This window comes from bacterium (genome assembly GCA_040755755.1).
Lineage (GTDB): Bacteria > SZUA-182 > SZUA-182 > DTGQ01 > DTGQ01 > DTGQ01.
In genome coordinates, this window is record JBFLZW010000031.1 from 34,447 (window position 1) to 49,892 (window position 15,446).

Here is a 15,446-nt window from a genome sequence, read left to right on the forward strand (position 1 = left end):
CTTAAGTAAGGAGTTCTTTTACCTTACTCCTGGCTCCTGGCTCCTGACTTCTGACTCCTGAGCAAAAAGTTCAATATTCACCCGTTCGCAGTATATCTGAGATCGCCACGATCTTTGTCCGGGGTTACATGCGCCATCGAAACGGACGCCGAATCGCCCCAGATTCCGGCAGTGGGGCAGAGCATGTAGCACAAGTCGAAGAATCTGAAGCGCTTACGGAGATTGACAGGCTTCGTCGATACAATTTTTCTGAGCCAGCAGGATCCCCAGGTTATAAGCGGCCTCAGCCAATGCGGGATCAGCCTTCAGGGCCACACGAAAACAGTGCTCCGCATGGCGCAGGTCGTTGTTTTCGGCCTTGAGAAGCCCCAGGTTGAAGTTTGTATCCGGATTTTCCGGGTCGATCTCTAAAGCTCTCTCAAGCAATGCCCTGGCCTTTTCCCTCTGCCCAAGGCGTACAGAAACGAGAGAGGTATTGAGCAGAGGCGGGATGCTGCGGGGCTCCAGTTTTAAGGCGGCTTCAAAGGCGGACAGGGCTTTTTGAAGATCACCACGATTGAAGAAGTAATTTCCCAGGTTATAGTGTGATGTCCAGTCATCCGGACGGGAGAGCAATGAAGCAACGTACTCCCCGGTTGCCGTTTCAAGGCGCTTTTGGTCTTTCTCCTTCAGCAGCATTCCAGGATAACTGGACAGAGCCGCAGCAGCGCGGATACGAACCAGGCGATAATCGTCCCCGACAGCCGGGAGCAGGGCATCCCTGGCTTTGGGGTTCTGATACGAGGCCAGGGCCTCTGCTGCACTTGCCCGCACGAGTGGCGAGGGGTCTTTAATCAGCTTGAGAATTACCGGCCACTTTCTTTCGTCCTCACATGCTCTGAGGAGTCTGATCAGAGAATTAGCGGATATCTCATCGATCTTATCGGGGCCGTTGCGATCCTTATTGGTCAGATAGTTCAGCATGTCCGGCAACCGCGACCAGTCCTGTTTCCGGGCGGCATCGATCAGACCGGCCCATCCAGGTCGATCACAGCGGGCAGGGCATAGAGGCGTTATTAGCCGTGGCGTCCTCGAACCGGTAACGGCCGCTCGTTGTATATGGCAGTGGAGGCAGTCGAGCTTTCCGGATCGGGCGCAGGGACTCATCCGCCAGAGGGTATAGGTATAATTTTCACCCAGATCTCTGCCATCGGGGTAAAAATCCCTCTGTTCCAGGGTTACCAGGTCGTAATGATCAAAGAATCTGTCACCCGGACTGAAATCTGCCGTTATCGGCACCATCCTGGCATGACAGGGAGCACAGGTGTCATTGGTCTCTTCTCTGGTGAAATCTCTCCCCCCTCTGATAATTTTCATTTCTCTGGGAACCTGCCCCTTCGGTGTCTGCCGCGCCTTCCGGCAGACCGTATTGTGATCTTCAGCAGGGCCGTGGCAGGTTTCACAGTTAATGCCGGGTTCTGCCCAGGCAGTGCGGTAGGTATCGGTTTTAGGGTCATAATTGCTCGACATCTGGCTCACATGGCAGTTGTAGCAGGAAGTATTGAAGGTATACGCCCGGTCTTTCCAGTCGAGGGCTTCATCCGTAATATCAGGAAAATGGCGGACTCCGCTGGCAGCGGTATCGAACCACTCGCTTTTTCGAACATCATAAGCCACCGCAAGAACCTGCAGCCGTCCCCGCTCCAGAGGAGTGAGAAAATAATAAACATTTTTACCCCCCAGAACAGAGGTGATCTTATACCTTTTTTCCTCCCCGGGGCCGTGCTCAAGAACCCAGCCATCATCTGCGGTTATGTCAGCACGGTAGCGAAACCCGCCGATCGGGATATCGTGTGTCTGGGGCTTGAGTTGCCGCCTTCGGGAAAACTCGCTGGTATAGGGCTGCATGGCCAGGCCGTGCCGTGAAGTAGCCCACAATTGATAGAACTTCTCATGACACTCACGGCAGCTCGAAGAGCCAGCATACCCTTTTCCCTGACAGGGAGATGGAGCCTGGACAGCAATCGACCGTTGAGGGTGGGGGCAGCGACACTGGCCTTGACAGGTGCACCGCCCGGATAGTAAAGGTATTTTGTCCGGTATGGGGTGATTTGAGGCCGTAGCTCGATAATCCGGGCCGCCGCCCGCCCGTCGAGCGGCAGAACATGATATTTGCCTGCCTCGGTCCACCAGCATGGTAAATGGCGCGATAGCCAAACATCTCATAGTACTGGGTCTTTCGCTTGCCCGAAAGCTAAGATAAGCTCGCGCGCTTTGTCCCAGCCCATATCAAACTTGCCCTTGTATTTCCCGATCCATTCCCTGCGCACCTGATGCGGAGCATGCATCGCCCCGGTCGCATAGTAGAGGAAAAACGGTTTATCCGGGGCGGCGTTCTTCAGGTCCCGGATAAACTCGATAGTAATGGAGGGTGGGGCTTGTGTCCACCAAATATCTCGGGTACTTCCAGGCTCTTGCCCCACCCAATACCTCTCAAAAGCCTCCAATCCCGTCATTCCTGCCTGCGCGGGAATGACAGAGAATGAATCCGATGGCTGACATAATGGCTGACATATTTGATCAGCCCTATCTTACCACAGGGATGGTGTCTAATAAATGAGAGCGAACAGCCCACTCACTAATTCAACTACTGCCTCTATCGGATAATCTACAAAAATCATGAAAACTATAACCATCATCCTGCCTATGCCTGAGTAGTTACGTATTTTCTTGGGTACCACATCATGGTAGAATAGAAGATAAAGAGAACCAAGCTGAAACATGAGCGAATAAAGTTAGGGATTGCAATAAGATAGAACAATGTCTATAATGAAGGCATACTAAGAATCAACCCAGGGAAAGCAGCACAGCATGCGAGGATCTGCCCTTGGCAGGGAAAGGAAGCTCCTGATGATTTCAGAGGATAGAGCAACGGATAGAGAGAAGGCAGGGAAAGAAGAAAAGGCAGGCAAAGCAGAGAGCCTGAAAAATTCGAAGACCCCGGAGCAATCCCTTGATGAGGTCGTCCGAAACCTGCCGGAAAATCCCGGCGTCTATCTCATGAAGGATGCTGAGGGGAGGATTCTATATATCGGCAAGGCCATCTCGCTCCGAAAACGGGTAAGCTCGTATTTCCGGAAAACCGCGGCCCAGGATCCCAAGGTGGAATCCCTGGTTCCGCAGATTCGTACCATTGACTATATTGTTACCTCATCCGAGTTGGAAGCTCTTATTCTGGAAAACAATCTTATCAAAAAGCATAAGCCAAAATATAATATCATCCTCAAGGATGATAAAAACTATCCCTATCTCTGTCTGACCGTAACGGAGAAGTATCCCCGCCTGATCGTCAGCAGGCGGGTTTCGAAAGACGGCAATCTCTATTTTGGCCCTTACATCCCGGCCAGTGCCCTGCGAAAAACGCTGAGGATTATCTATCAGCTCTTTCCTCTGCGGCAGTGCCGGACCGTATCCAAGAGAGAACGGCCCTGCCTGCAGCACCAGATGAGAAGATGCGCGGGGCCATGCGCGGAGATAACCGATCCTGAAGAGTACCGGGCTGTCGTGCAGAAGGTGAAGCTGTTTCTGCTGGGGAAAAAGGACCATCTTCTGGCCTCGATGGAAAAACAGATGCTGGAGGCGTCCGAGCGGATGGAATATGAAAAGGCAGCCCAGATCAGGGATCATATCCGGGCGATTCGTCAGACCCTTCAACCTCAGGATGTATTCAGCGCGCAGTTGAAAAACAAGGATATTATCGGCCTGGCCAGGTCAGGGGATATTGTCTGCTTTGTCGTTTTCTTTGTGCGCTTCGGCCATCTGATGGGGAAAAAAGATTTTCTGATCCCTGTGCTCCGCACGACCTCCGATGAAGAAGCCCTTGAGTCTTTTATCATGCAATTCTACAGCCAGGATATCGGTATTCCGAAAAATCTTCTGCTGGGACTGGAAACACCAGAAGCCAGGGTTATCGAGAACTGGCTGTCCGAGCGGCGTGGGTCTGCCGTTTCTCTCGCCACCCCCAGGAGCGGCGAGGGAAAGCGGCAGGTTGACCTGGCCGCCCAGAATGCCCGCATCCTGCTTGAGTCCCATTTGACCAGGAATCTCCATGAAGATCCTGCCTTACGGGCCATGAGGGAAGACCTCGGCCTTCCCCGTCTGCCGTCACGGATCGAGGCCTTTGATATCTCCAATCTGGCGGGAAGTGAAGCTGTCGGGTCCATGGTTTCCTGGATCGACGACAAACCGGCCAAATCGGAGTACCGCAGATTCAAGATCAAAAAAGTTATCGGCATCGATGACTACGCCATGATCCGGGAGGTTGTCCATCGCCGCTACGCCCGGCTTCTCCAGGAGGGCAAGGGCCTGCCGGACCTCATTCTGATCGACGGCGGGAAAGGGCATTTGCAGGCTGGCCGGACAGCGCTGCAGGAGCTTGGCATTACCACCGTTCCAGTCGTTTCACTGGCCAAACGGGAAGAAGAGATATACCTGACAGGTCAGGAATCACCACTTCGCCTTTCCCGGCATTCTGAAAGCCTGCGGTTGTTGCAGAGGATCAGGGACGAGGCGCACCGGTATGCGATCACGTATCACCGCAAACTCAGAGGGGAAAACCTGCTGCGTTCCCCGATGCTGGAGATTGAAGGCATCGGCCCGGCCCGGCAGCGGGCAGTGCTTCGCCACTTTGGAAGCATGGCCAGAGTGAGGGATGCCAGCCTGGATCAATTGGCTGAAGTCCCGGGGATTGACAGCCACATGGCCGAGCGGATTTTCCGATTCTTTCACCCGCGGGGGGAGAATAATTGAACGGTACCGGATTTGCATTTCTATCGTGTGGTGCTTCGACCACTTCACAGGCTGGCGCTTCGCGCCACTGGCCACTGGCCGCTGATCACTGACCACTTACTCACCCGCAGGGAGGGAATAATTGAACCAGTCAGAATCAAATCATGCAGATTTTATCAAGTTCCTCGGCACCGGCGGTGCGCGCTTTGTTGTCTCCCAGCAGATGCGGGCCTCAGGTGGAATATGGCTTTCTTTTCAGGGCACCAAGGTGCATATCGACCCCGGGCCGGGAGCCCTGGTCAGGTGCCTTGCCAGCCGCCCCAGGCTCGATCCTTTGCAGCTTGATGGGATCATTTTAACCCACCGGCACCTTGACCATGCGGCTGATGTCAATATCATGATCGAGGCAATGACCAAAGGAGGATTTCAGAGGAAAGGGACCGTATTTGCCCCGGCAGACGCTCTTGAACATGATCCTGTTGTCCTGCGCTATGTCCGGTCATATCTGGGCGGGATCGAAACCCTTTCCGAGGGCGGATCCTATGCTCTTGGATCAATCCGCTTTTCGACACCCATCCGGCATAATCATCCGGTGGAAACCTATGGTTTGAAGATTGATCTTGCGGGGAAGGTAATTTCACTTATTGCCGACACGCTCTTTTTCGATGAGCTGGCCAGTCATTATTACCAGTCCGATTGCCTGATCATCAATGTTGTCCGCCTGAAATCGTCAGACCAGATTATTTATCACCTCTGCCTGGAGGACGCCGAAAGGATCATGACCGAAGTCCGGCCGAGAAGAGCCCTTCTGACCCATTTCGGCTCTCAGATACTTCAGGCCAAACCCTGGCTGCTGGCTGAAGAGTTATCCCAACGTACCGGCATCCAGGTTACCGCCTGCGCTGATGGGATGAGGCTCTCGATGGATGAGCTGGTTGGCTGATTCCCACTTTCACCATTTCACCTAATTTCCGAAAAATTTCTTTCTGATCTGCACTGGAATTCTCACGGCGTTCTGCCACCGATCAATCCGGTCAATCCACAACATCGGCTGAGCGATCACCTTATGAGGATATTGAGACGATAGAGAAGCGCAGCCATATCAACCAACATTTGCATGATGGTATCAAGTCGCTGGTTAATCTGATCTGCCCGTTGACCTAATGGGCCGAATTCCTTCCTTACCTGGCCGACTTGTGTATCTATCTTTTGATCGAGTTTATCAAATCGGTGGTCAAACTTCGCCAATTTCACCGATTTTTCTCCCCTTGAGCTTGAGCCCGATGTTTCCCTGCGCTTTCTCAGGAGCCCTCTGCCGAGGCTGACCTGTGCGATGCCCTGATTTTGCCCGGCAGCAAAGCCACGCTGGCCGATGCCCGCCACCTTGCAGAGCAGGGCTGGTTTTCGCGGCTGAAAAGCGCCTGTGACCGGGGCGTGGCCCTGATCGGGTTGTCTTTCCTGAGCCTGTCACCGTACGCGGCTATGAAATCCACATGGGCCGGACCGAAATACAGGGCAGGGTCAAACCTTTGTTTGATGCACCTGATGCTGCGGTGGGAGTAATGTCAGACGATACACTGCTGCCGGTGCTGGGGACCTGTGTTCATGGCTTCTTTGACGACGATCAGGCCCGGCGGGCTGTCATCAACTGGCTGGCCGGAAAAAGGGGCTTGCTCCGCAGGAGGCAGGCTTTTCCTACCAGCGATTTCGCCAGGAGCAGCTCGATAAACTTGCGGCTGTGGTGCGGGAAAACTGCGATCTTGAGCGGATAATGAACTGGCTGCAATAGCGTTTCCCCGTGCGTCCGGCCAAAGCCGTGCATTATACAATTTACATTTCCATCCCGATTATGCTAATCTCTGGTATCTTTTTTCAACTGTAAAGCCCATCGCCCGCACAACACAAAGCAAGGAGGGAGAAAGTGCGAAAAATATCAGGGTGCAGGATTTTTCTGTTCGTTTCTATCTTCACAGCCTCTTTTTTGGCAACCGGTTTGCTGTTCACACCTTGTGCCTGGAGCAAAGCCAGGACAATCAGGATCGGTTTCAACATCCCGCTTACCGGTGACATCCCCAAGGTTGGCGAGGGCTCGAAGTATTCGGCTGAAATGCTGAAGCAAAAAATCAATGCCGCCGGAGGGCTCAAAGTCGGGAAAGATACCTATCAGCTCGAATTCATCTACGAGGACAATGAGTCAAAGGCGGAATCAGCCACTGCCGCGGCTATGAAGCTGATCACCCAGGATGAGGTCCTGGCCCTCATCGGCCCCCAGGCCAGCAAGCAGGCTATTCCGGCGGGTGAGATCTGCAATTCGTTCAAGACACCGATGATCACCCCCTGGTCAACCAATCCCCAGGCCACCAGGGACCGGCCCTATGTCTTTCGCGGCTGCTTCCTTGATCCCTTCCAGGGGCCGGTAGTCGCCAATTTTGCCACCAGGGAATTCAAAGCCAAAAAAGCGGCCGTACTCTACGACATAGCCAGCGATTATCCGAAAGGTCTGGCCGAATACTTCAAGGCAGCCTTCGAGAAGATCCACGGACCCGGCTCAGTGGTCGCCTTTGAGACCTTCACCACGAAAGACCGGGACTTCAGCGCCCAGCTGACCAAGATCATAAAATCCGGAGCCGATGTGCTCTTTACCCCACAGTACTACGACGAGGTTCCCCTCATTGTCAAGCAGGCCCACGAGCTTGGCTGGAAAAAGCCGATCATGGGGAGCGATAGCTGGGGTTCGGCAGAGCTGATGAAGCTGTGCGGCGATGACTGCAAGGGGCTTTTCTTCAGCACCCATTATGCTGCTGCGGGGGCCAGGGGAGCCACCAAAGAATTCATTGACAGCTATAAGGCGAAATATGGCTATATTCCTGATGATGTCGCTGCCCTGACCTGGGATTCCATCCGCCTGCTCCTTACGGCGATTCAAAACACCGGAGGATTGAGCGGCAAGGTCGAAAAGGACCGCGAAGCGGTCAAGAACCAGTTGGCCAGGATCAGGGATTTCGAGGGCATCACCGGCAAGATGACCTTCACCCCGGAAGGTGATCCGATCAAGTGCGCGGTCATCGTCAAAATCAACAACCAGGGCGAATTCGAGTTTTATGAATCGGTATGCCCGTGAGGGATGAGGGAGAGGGAGAAGATGGAGAGGGGTATCTGACTTGGAGTGGTTGCCAGCAACCACATGCAGAAAAAAGAAAAGGACACCACAGAGACACAGAGGCACAGAGGTACACAGAGGAAAGTATAGAAATGGGGTGTGAGAGCGAGAGAGAGTGAAAGACTCTGTGGATTAATTTTTTGGAGGTTTGCCATTGCGCAGGATAACGCCTTGCGCCACTGACCACTGACCACTACCAAAAAGGAGAGAGCGTGAGTGACCATTGAGGCTTTCTTCCAGAACCTGCTGAATGCGCTTCAGTGGGGGAGTTTTTATGCCCTGATAGCCCTTGGCTATACCCTGGTGTATGGGGTGCTTCTGCTGATAAATTTCGCTCATGGGGATATTTTCATGGTCGGGGCGTATATCGGGTTCTTCATTGCGACTTTTCTGCTGGGAACCTATGCCTTCCGGCTTCCGGTCATGCTCCCCAATGAAGTCGTCTTCGTGATTACCCTGGTAGCGGCCATGCTTTTGACCGCCCTGGTCGGAGTAACCATCGAGCGGATTGCTTACCGTCCCCTGCGGCGCAAGGGTGCAAGCAGGCTCTATGTGGTGATTACCGCGCTCATGGCCGGGCTGATCCTGGAAAACGGCAATCTGGCCCTGCTGGGTGCAAGCCGCCGGTCCTTTCCGGAACTTCTGCCCAAGTCGATCTACACCCTGGGGGGAATTACCTTCAGCAATATCAAAATCCTGGTTATCGCCACGACGGTTGTGGTTTTTCTCATCCTTGAGCTGATTATTCACAAGACCAGACTGGGCATGGCCATGCGTGCCATTTCCTATGACCGGATGGCAGTGCCGCTGATGGGCATTGCCGCCGATACGGTAATTGTATTTACCTTTGCTCTCGGCTCCGCTCTGGCTGCCCTGGCAGGGGTGTTTTTCGCCACTTCGTATCCGGTGCTTGAGCCGTACATGGGGGCGCTCGTTGGCTGGAAAGCCTTCATCGCTGCCGTGATCGGAGGGATCGGAGATATCCGGGGGGCGTTCCTGGGCGGATTTCTCCTGGGCTTCATCGAGATTTTCGTGGCCGCGGTCTTTCCATCCACCCTGCGGGACCTGATCGCTTTCAGCGTGCTCCTGATATTTCTGACCATCAAGCCGACCGGCCTCTTCGGAGTGGCCAGGGCAACCAAGATCTGATGCGGGGGATTCGATCATTTTTCTCCCTCGCCCCTCTGGGGAGAGGGTTGGGGTGAGGGGCTTTCCTGGTAAGTAGTATAAAACTCATGACATTGCCTAAAATATATGGGGAAGATATTGTTTTTGTTCACCACCATCTAACCTCCCCCTCAATAGGGGGAGGGATTATGAGGGGCATTCGCCCCCTTGTGGAGCAAGTCCTTAAGGAAGAATATGCGACGCTTCATAGTGCCGATTCTGTATCTTATCCTCTGTCTGCTGATCGTCGCCGCTATCCGCGGCGAATGGATCAATGCCTATTTGCAGCTCGTGATCATGTATGCCGGAATCAATATCATCCTGTGCAGTTCCCTGAATATGGTCAACGGGTACATGGGAGAGTTCTCCTGCGGGCATGCAGGGTTTATGGCTGTCGGGGCTTATATCACCTCGGTGCTCAACGTGGGGCTTCTGAATATGTGCTCCGGCGCTGCTTCATCCGGGGCTGCGGCTGGCCCGTCCGCACTTCTTCCTGCGGCCTCACTGGCCCTGTTTCCGGTCACCCTGCTGATCGGCGGGGCAGGCGCGGCTCTGGTCGGACTCCTGGTGGCCATCCCATCCTTCAGAACACGGGGGGATTATCTGGCCATTATTACCCTGGCCGTGAATTATATCGTCAAAAGCTCGGTGGAGAATATCCAGGCCATTGGCGGTGCCAGGGGTTTTATGGGCATGCAGCGGGTGGTCGAGACCATGACCGAATTTTCCGACCTTCCCTGGGTGATGATCTGGATTTTTATTTTTACCGGCCTGACCATTGCCGTCATTCACCGGCTGGTCAATTCGACCTACGGCAAAGGCATTATTGCCATCCGGGATGACGAAATAGCCGCCGAGATCATGAGCGTGGACACCCGGCGGATAAAGCTGGTTGTCTTTATGCTCTCCTCCGGGCTGGCCGGTATTGCCGGCGGCCTTTTTGCCCATATTCTCGGCTACATCAATCCCGGCTCCTTTACCATCCTAAAGTCCACCGAGGTCATGATCATGGTCTATCTGGGAGGCATGGGGTCCCTGAGCGGCTCGGTGCTGAGTGCCGTCGGATTCACCATTCTGATGGAAGTGCTGCGCCCCTTGCAGCTCATGAAGTGGGTCCTGATTCCCTTCTTTCTGATTGTCCTGATGCTCGTCCGGCCCGAAGGTCTCATGGGAAACCGTGAACTGAGCGATATCTTCCCGAAGCTCGGCTGGCTTTTCCCGCCCAGGGGCGGCGAGGAGTTATAACAATGGCCATCCTGGAAATCAAAAATGTCAGCCACTTTTTTGGAGGTCTGCAGGCGGTGCATCAGTTGAGCTTACGACTGGCCGAGGGGGAGCTTCAGGGGCTCATCGGGCCAAATGGTGCAGGGAAAACCACGGTTTTCAACCTTACCTGCGGATTCTATACGCCGACCGAGGGTGAAATCCTCTTCCAGGGGCGGAATATCGCCGGTCTTCGGCCCCACAAAGTGACTTCCCTTGGCCTGGCCCGTACCTTCCAGAACATCCGGCTCTGGAACAGCATGAGCGTTATGGAAAACCTCTGCCTGTCCCAGCACTGCCGACTCGGATACGGGCTGATCGACTCGATCCTGGCCACCGGAAGATACCGGGAGGCGGAACGCCAGGTTCGCCGGACTGCCGGGGAAATGCTGGAAATCCTGCACCTTGAAGACCATGCCCGGGAGTGCCCGAAAAACCTCCCCTACGGCCTGCAGCGCCGGGTTGAAATTGGCCGGGCACTGGCCATGAAGCCGAAACTTCTGCTCCTGGATGAGCCTGCGGCTGGAATGAACCCCTCCGAGGTGGAAAACCTCATCGAGCTGATCCGCTGGATCAGAGAGAAATTCAACCTGACCATCTGGCTGATCGAGCACCAGATGCGGGTGGTAATGGCGCTTTGTGAGTGGATCAAGGTCCTCGATTTTGGCAAGATCATTGCCGAAGGCCCGCCATCCCGGATCAGCCGGGATGCGCGGGTCATCAAAGCCTACCTGGGAGAGGACGACACGCCGGCCTGCCAGCAGCAGGAGCCGGAAGAAGGGGGGCAGGCTGCATGCTGAAAATCCAGAACCTGCACGTGCGGTACGGCAACATCGAAGCCCTGCACGGTATATCCCTTCACGTGAAGGAAGGGGAAATCGTGGCCCTTCTTGGTGCCAACGGGGCCGGAAAATCAACCACCCTGATGAGCATCATGCGCCTTCCTCCCCCCGAAGGTCCGGTCCTGACCGAAGGGAACATCCTCTGCCGGGGAACCGATCTCCTGAAAGCCCAGCCCCACCAGGTCGTTGCAGAGCATGGGATCGGCCTGGTGCCTGAAGGGAGAAGGATCTTCGGCAATCTGACCGTATTTGAAAACCTCAAGATTGCCACCTACAGCCGTACGGATGACGGGCAGATCAGGAAGGACTACGAGCGGGTATTTTCTCTTTTCCCCCGGCTTTCGGACCGGAAAAACCAGCGGGCCGACACCTTAAGCGGCGGAGAGCAGCAGATGCTGGCTGTGGGACGGGCTTTTATGTGCGCTTCAAAATTCATCCTCCTCGATGAGCCCTCCATGGGCCTTGCCCCGGTGCTCATGCAGGAGCTGTTCAAGGCCCTGCGCCAGCTCAATGAGGCCGGAACTACCATTCTGGTGGTCGAGCAAAACGCCCATGTCGCCCTGAAGTATGCTCACCGGGCGTATCTCATGGAAACAGGCAGGATCGTCCTGGAAGGCCCGGCCAGGGAACTGGCCGAAGATCCGGAGGTGAGGAGAGCGTATCTGGGGTGAGGGGCTTGGTGGTTACTCCAAAACCGCGCGGCTGACGCCTATCGTATGTATTTAGCGAGAGGACCACTAAGAAATGGCCATTATTCTGCATTTCGCAGTTGCTCTAATTCATCCAATGTTAAATCGATATCAAAGGTTCCTAAATCCTCCCGGAGAGTTGCCCTATTATATTGCCGGATCAGTGCACGAAACCCTTTCTCAATAACCTCTCTTTTGGATCGCGCCCCTCTGTAACCTCTACGGCCCGCTCAAGGAGTTTTTCATCAATATCAGTACGGTAGTTTTTTTCATAGCTATCCCTTGGAACACATATAAACGATACAGCAATTATTATACAACTACTCAGGCACAGGTTTTTATACTGTGAACGGGTGAATATTGAACTTCTTATTAGGAGTCAGAATCCAGGAGTCAGAAGTCAGAAGAAAAGATAGCCTTTATTCTGACTCCTGACTCCTGACTCCTGAATTCTCGACAAAAAGTAAAGTTTTAACCCGTTTGCAGTATACTCTCAGGTTTTCTCTGTGTATCTCTGTGTCTCTATGGTGTCCTTTGTTTTTGTCCTTTTGTAGTACAGGCAATTGAGAACCGCCATAACGCTCTAACGTAATACCGTGCTCAGGAGAGCAAACAAACCGAATCCGGTGATAATTGCGCCTGAAATTCTGTTGACCCATTGCAACCCGGGGAGGTTGAACTTTGCTCGAAACACGCTGACACCGCAGCTCAGGATAAGCCACCACAAGATTGAGCCGATAAATACACCCAGGACCAATATTCCGGCAGAGAGATAATGTCCCCGTGCGCCCGCTATCCCCACCCCTGCAAATATCGCGGCAAAGGAAAGGATCGTCACCGGGTTGGTAAGCGTCAGGAAAAATGTCGAGGCATAAGCACCCACAAGGCCGTTTCCATTGGCCGAGGCCGCTTGCTCAGCAGATTTGGCCAGGAAGGTCTTGATGCCCAGACAGCAGAGAAACACACCGCCGATAAGGCGAAACCATAGTTGTTGACTGATCAGGATGCCCGATATAAACGTCAGCCCGAATCCGGCAATACAGCCGTAGATCGCATCAGCCGTAGCAGCTCCAAGACCGGAAATAAGGCCACAGGCTCGCCCTTCGGCCAACGTGCGGCGTATGCACAGCACACCGATCGGCCCGACAGGGGCAGCAATCGAAAAACCAATGATGAGACCCCTCAGCAGGAAACCGAGCTCCATAAAAGTCCACGCTTCAATCATTCGGAGTGAAATCCCCTGACTGGATAGCCTCCAACCCGTTTGTGGGACGATTATACCAGTAAACCCAGGCACTGACCTCCTGGCCGTTTTCCAGAAAGATGGCGGCACGTTCACGGCGGAATTCCGTTGGCTGAGGATCATCAGGGCCGCAGCCCTCATATTCGTCGAGGACCCGGAAAGCACAGTCCCGATCCCGAAGGGCGTAGAGCTCTCCCTGTATGATATCGGAGACCGAGGTCGAGGGGACAGCCCCAGGGTATTCACCCACCCGGTAGAGTCTGCCTCTCAATGTCCCCGTGCCGATAAAATCGGCATGCTGAACCAGGACAGAGTGCAGGCGATGATTCCGGCATTTGCGAAGGGTTCCATAGACAAAGAGATATTCTGTCTCGTCCATTACCGGCGGCATTCTTTTTTTAACTGACCACTGACTCGCCACTGATCACTGACCACTTTCCTGCTCCTGGCCGTGCCAGGAGCGGTTGAGCAGGTCTACGACTTCCTCATCCGATGTCTGCCTGAAGTCATCGTACCACAGACTGATGGCCCGAAAATCAGGGGGTGTTTCGAGGCAGACAAAATCATCGACTTCGGCTCTGAGCAGCCTGGCCGTATCCGGGGCACATACCGGAGAGGCAAGGATGAGCTGCCGCGGCTCCTGCTGGCGGATAGCCTGAATCGCCGCCCGGGCCGTTACTCCGGTGGCGATGCCGTCATCTACCAGAATCACGGTCCGGTTACGAACATCGGGCAGGGGACGGCCACCGCGATAGCGTTCGATGCGCCGCTGCATCTCCTCCCTCTCCCGGTCAGCGATCAGGTCGATCTCCTCCCGCGGGATGCCAAGCATCCGGATAGGGCGCTCATCCAAAATGAGGACACCACCCGGAGCAATGGCACCGATGCCGTATTCCGGCATGCCGGGCGCACCGATCTTGCGGGCTACAATCACATCGAGCGGGGCTTTCAGGTTTATGGAGATTTCGAATCCGACCACCACTCCGCCCCGTGGCAGGGCCAGGATCAGCGGCTCCTGGTCCTGGTACTGTATGAGGTGCCTGGCGAGCTGACGTCCGGCATCCTTTCGATCACGAAAGAACATCATTTACTCCTTGAGCCGGTTAATTACCTGAAACACCAGGTTATTTATCATCATGAATCTCCTGGCCTATTTGCGGGCCTGGTCAAACCGTTTGGCCACATCATCCCAGTTGACCAGATACCACCAGTTTTCAATCCATTCCGCCCGGCGATTTTGGTATCTGAGGTAATATGCATGTTCCCAGACATCCACAACCAGCAGTGGTTTAATGCCCCACAAGGTCTGATTCTGGTGAATTTCAGCTTCCAGAACGACCAGCTTGCCAAATTCCGGCATCCATCCGAGGATGCTCCACCCGCTGCCTTCCACACTCGTGGCAGTCGAGCTGAACTGTTTCTTGAATGCATCGTAGCTGCCAAAATCGCGGGTAATCTGATCAGCCAATGCACCTGACGGGTTGCGGAGGGTGCCGTCACGGTTCGGGGCCATGTTGGTCCAGAAGATGCTGTGCAGAAGGTGCCCTGACCCATTGAAAGCCATAGAGCGCTCCCAATGCCTGACCAGGGAATAATCTCCCGCCCTTCGGGCCTCGGCCAGTTTTTCCTCTGCCAGGTTGAGTCCTTTTACGTATGCAGCATGGTGCTTATCATGGTGAAGACGCAAGGTTTCCTCATCATAATACGGCTCCAGTTCGTTATAGTCATACGGCAATGGGGGTACTTCATGCTTCATGATTTCCTGTTTCATTTCCCTGCTCCCTTTCTCATAACCTTGAAAATTACCCGCAGCCTGAACCTTTTGGCTTGCGGTCTGCTTCTCTCCTGCATACGCAGGGGAGAAACAAAGTCCCGCTGCCATTACTGTCAGGGCTACCACTATCACTGCCCAAAACCTGCCTCTGACCTCCTGACAGGCTAATAATCCGGTTACCATGTGCTTTCTTCCTCCTCCTTCTTCTCCTCATCATCACGATTTCCAGTCACTGACCAGGTGTCATTCCTGTTCTTATCATCCCGACTGGATCATCTTTCACTTACATCGGTCATTCTCACCAGAAACGAGGAGGAAGTTGACTGATTACCAGAGCATCTAAAATCGGCCAAGATCTTGGCCGGTGATTAAAAATAGCCAATAATCAATGTGTTAAGACTATTAAAAGGGGTCGATAACCGAAAAACGGCCAAAAAGTTGGCCGGTGATTAAAAATAGTCAATAATCAATATGTTAAGACTATTAAAAGGGGTCGATAATCGAAAAACGGCCAAAAAGTTGGCCGGTGATTTCTCCCTCG

At 53.9% G+C, this 15,446-nt stretch carries 15 protein-coding genes and 1 pseudogene; 9 read left to right on the forward strand and 7 right to left on the reverse strand.

Features of this window, described 5'->3' with window-relative positions:
• Nucleotides 1-213: 213 nt before the first annotated feature.
• Both AB1611_10415 and AB1611_10420 read right to left on the reverse strand, forming a co-directional pair.
• On the reverse strand, nucleotides 214-2,196 hold the full coding sequence (locus AB1611_10415) for a tetratricopeptide repeat protein (GenBank protein ID MEW6380003.1): 1,983 nt from the start codon (nucleotides 2,194-2,196) through the stop codon (nucleotides 214-216).
• A gap of 41 nt (nucleotides 2,197-2,237) precedes the next feature.
• A pseudogene (locus AB1611_10420) lies at nucleotides 2,238-2,399 on the reverse strand (sulfatase-like hydrolase/transferase).
• 451 nt (nucleotides 2,400-2,850) lie between these two features.
• Between AB1611_10420 and uvrC the strand changes: the two are divergent.
• Together uvrC and AB1611_10430 are read left to right on the forward strand one after the other, a co-directional pair.
• Nucleotides 2,851-4,788 carry an excinuclease ABC subunit UvrC gene (uvrC, locus tag AB1611_10425; protein MEW6380004.1) on the forward strand — a complete coding sequence of 646 codons (1,938 nt, stop codon included), beginning with the start codon at nucleotides 2,851-2,853 and terminating at the stop codon, nucleotides 4,786-4,788.
• 121 nt (nucleotides 4,789-4,909) lie between these two features.
• Nucleotides 4,910-5,710: an MBL fold metallo-hydrolase gene (locus tag AB1611_10430; GenBank protein MEW6380005.1), complete on the forward strand. Its 801-nt coding sequence runs from the start codon at nucleotides 4,910-4,912 to the stop codon at nucleotides 5,708-5,710.
• Between the two features lie 116 nt (nucleotides 5,711-5,826).
• Here AB1611_10430 and AB1611_10435 read toward each other — a convergent pair whose 3' ends face one another.
• The gene (locus AB1611_10435; GenBank protein ID MEW6380006.1) at nucleotides 5,827-6,021 is read right to left on the reverse strand and encodes a hypothetical protein; all 195 of its coding nucleotides are present in this window, start codon (nucleotides 6,019-6,021) and stop codon (nucleotides 5,827-5,829) included.
• 90 nt (nucleotides 6,022-6,111) lie between these two features.
• Here AB1611_10435 and AB1611_10440 point away from each other — a divergent pair, with 90 nt between their 5' ends.
• The 7 genes from AB1611_10440 to AB1611_10470 all read left to right on the forward strand — a co-directional run bounded on the left by AB1611_10440 (nucleotide 6,112) and on the right by AB1611_10470 (nucleotide 11,870).
• A complete protein-coding gene (locus AB1611_10440; protein ID MEW6380007.1) occupies nucleotides 6,112-6,330 on the forward strand; it encodes a hypothetical protein in 219 nt (72 codons plus the stop codon).
• On the forward strand, nucleotides 6,261-6,539 hold the full coding sequence (locus tag AB1611_10445) for a hypothetical protein (GenBank protein ID MEW6380008.1): 279 nt from the start codon (nucleotides 6,261-6,263) through the stop codon (nucleotides 6,537-6,539). The genes AB1611_10440 and AB1611_10445 overlap by 70 nt, the downstream gene beginning before the upstream one ends.
• 209 nt (nucleotides 6,540-6,748) lie before the next feature.
• Nucleotides 6,749-7,888: an ABC transporter substrate-binding protein gene (locus tag AB1611_10450; GenBank protein MEW6380009.1), complete on the forward strand. Its 1,140-nt coding sequence runs from the start codon at nucleotides 6,749-6,751 to the stop codon at nucleotides 7,886-7,888.
• Between the two features lie 261 nt (nucleotides 7,889-8,149).
• Complete coding sequence (locus AB1611_10455) at nucleotides 8,150-9,076, forward strand: branched-chain amino acid ABC transporter permease (protein ID MEW6380010.1); 927 nt, start codon at nucleotides 8,150-8,152, stop codon at nucleotides 9,074-9,076.
• Between the two features lie 213 nt (nucleotides 9,077-9,289).
• Nucleotides 9,290-10,339, forward strand: coding sequence for a branched-chain amino acid ABC transporter permease (locus AB1611_10460; GenBank protein MEW6380011.1), 1,050 nt, complete (start codon nucleotides 9,290-9,292; stop codon nucleotides 10,337-10,339).
• Nucleotides 10,340-10,341: 2 nt separating this feature from the next.
• Nucleotides 10,342-11,157 (forward strand): ABC transporter ATP-binding protein, encoded by an 816-nt coding sequence (locus tag AB1611_10465; GenBank protein MEW6380012.1) that lies wholly within the window; start codon nucleotides 10,342-10,344, stop codon nucleotides 11,155-11,157.
• Nucleotides 11,151-11,870 (forward strand): ABC transporter ATP-binding protein, encoded by a 720-nt coding sequence (locus AB1611_10470; GenBank protein ID MEW6380013.1) that lies wholly within the window; start codon nucleotides 11,151-11,153, stop codon nucleotides 11,868-11,870. The genes AB1611_10465 and AB1611_10470 overlap by 7 nt, the downstream gene beginning before the upstream one ends.
• A gap of 601 nt (nucleotides 11,871-12,471) precedes the next feature.
• Here the strand turns inward: AB1611_10470 and AB1611_10475 are convergent.
• The 4 genes from AB1611_10475 to AB1611_10490 all read right to left on the reverse strand — a co-directional run bounded on the left by AB1611_10475 (nucleotide 12,472) and on the right by AB1611_10490 (nucleotide 14,887).
• Nucleotides 12,472-13,092: a LysE family transporter gene (locus AB1611_10475; GenBank protein MEW6380014.1), complete on the reverse strand. Its 621-nt coding sequence runs from the start codon at nucleotides 13,090-13,092 to the stop codon at nucleotides 12,472-12,474.
• A gap of 13 nt (nucleotides 13,093-13,105) precedes the next feature.
• A complete protein-coding gene (locus AB1611_10480) occupies nucleotides 13,106-13,510 on the reverse strand; it encodes a gamma-glutamylcyclotransferase family protein (protein ID MEW6380015.1) in 405 nt (134 codons plus the stop codon).
• A 45-nt stretch (nucleotides 13,511-13,555) separates the two neighbouring features.
• Nucleotides 13,556-14,218 (reverse strand): phosphoribosyltransferase, encoded by a 663-nt coding sequence (locus AB1611_10485; protein MEW6380016.1) that lies wholly within the window; start codon nucleotides 14,216-14,218, stop codon nucleotides 13,556-13,558.
• A gap of 63 nt (nucleotides 14,219-14,281) precedes the next feature.
• Nucleotides 14,282-14,887, reverse strand: a complete 606-nt coding sequence (locus AB1611_10490) for a superoxide dismutase (protein ID MEW6380017.1) — start codon at nucleotides 14,885-14,887, stop codon at nucleotides 14,282-14,284.
• Nucleotides 14,888-15,446: the final 559 nt, after the last annotated feature.

Coding starts and splice junctions, on each gene's coding strand:
- AB1611_10460 (MEW6380011.1), top strand. CDS start 9,290: ATGCGACGCTTCATAGTGCCGATTCTGTATCTTATCCTCTGTCTGCTG.
- AB1611_10465 (MEW6380012.1), top strand. CDS start 10,342: ATGGCCATCCTGGAAATCAAAAATGTCAGCCACTTTTTTGGAGGTCTG.
- AB1611_10470 (MEW6380013.1), top strand. CDS start 11,151: ATGCTGAAAATCCAGAACCTGCACGTGCGGTACGGCAACATCGAAGCC.
- AB1611_10445 (MEW6380008.1), top strand. CDS start 6,261: ATGGGCCGGACCGAAATACAGGGCAGGGTCAAACCTTTGTTTGATGCA.
- AB1611_10490 (MEW6380017.1), bottom strand. CDS start 14,887: ATGAAGCATGAAGTACCCCCATTGCCGTATGACTATAACGAACTGGAG.
- AB1611_10480 (MEW6380015.1), bottom strand. CDS start 13,510: ATGGACGAGACAGAATATCTCTTTGTCTATGGAACCCTTCGCAAATGC.
- AB1611_10485 (MEW6380016.1), bottom strand. CDS start 14,218: ATGATGTTCTTTCGTGATCGAAAGGATGCCGGACGTCAGCTCGCCAGG.
- uvrC (MEW6380004.1), top strand. CDS start 2,851: ATGCGAGGATCTGCCCTTGGCAGGGAAAGGAAGCTCCTGATGATTTCA.
- AB1611_10475 (MEW6380014.1), bottom strand. CDS start 13,092: ATGGAGCTCGGTTTCCTGCTGAGGGGTCTCATCATTGGTTTTTCGATT.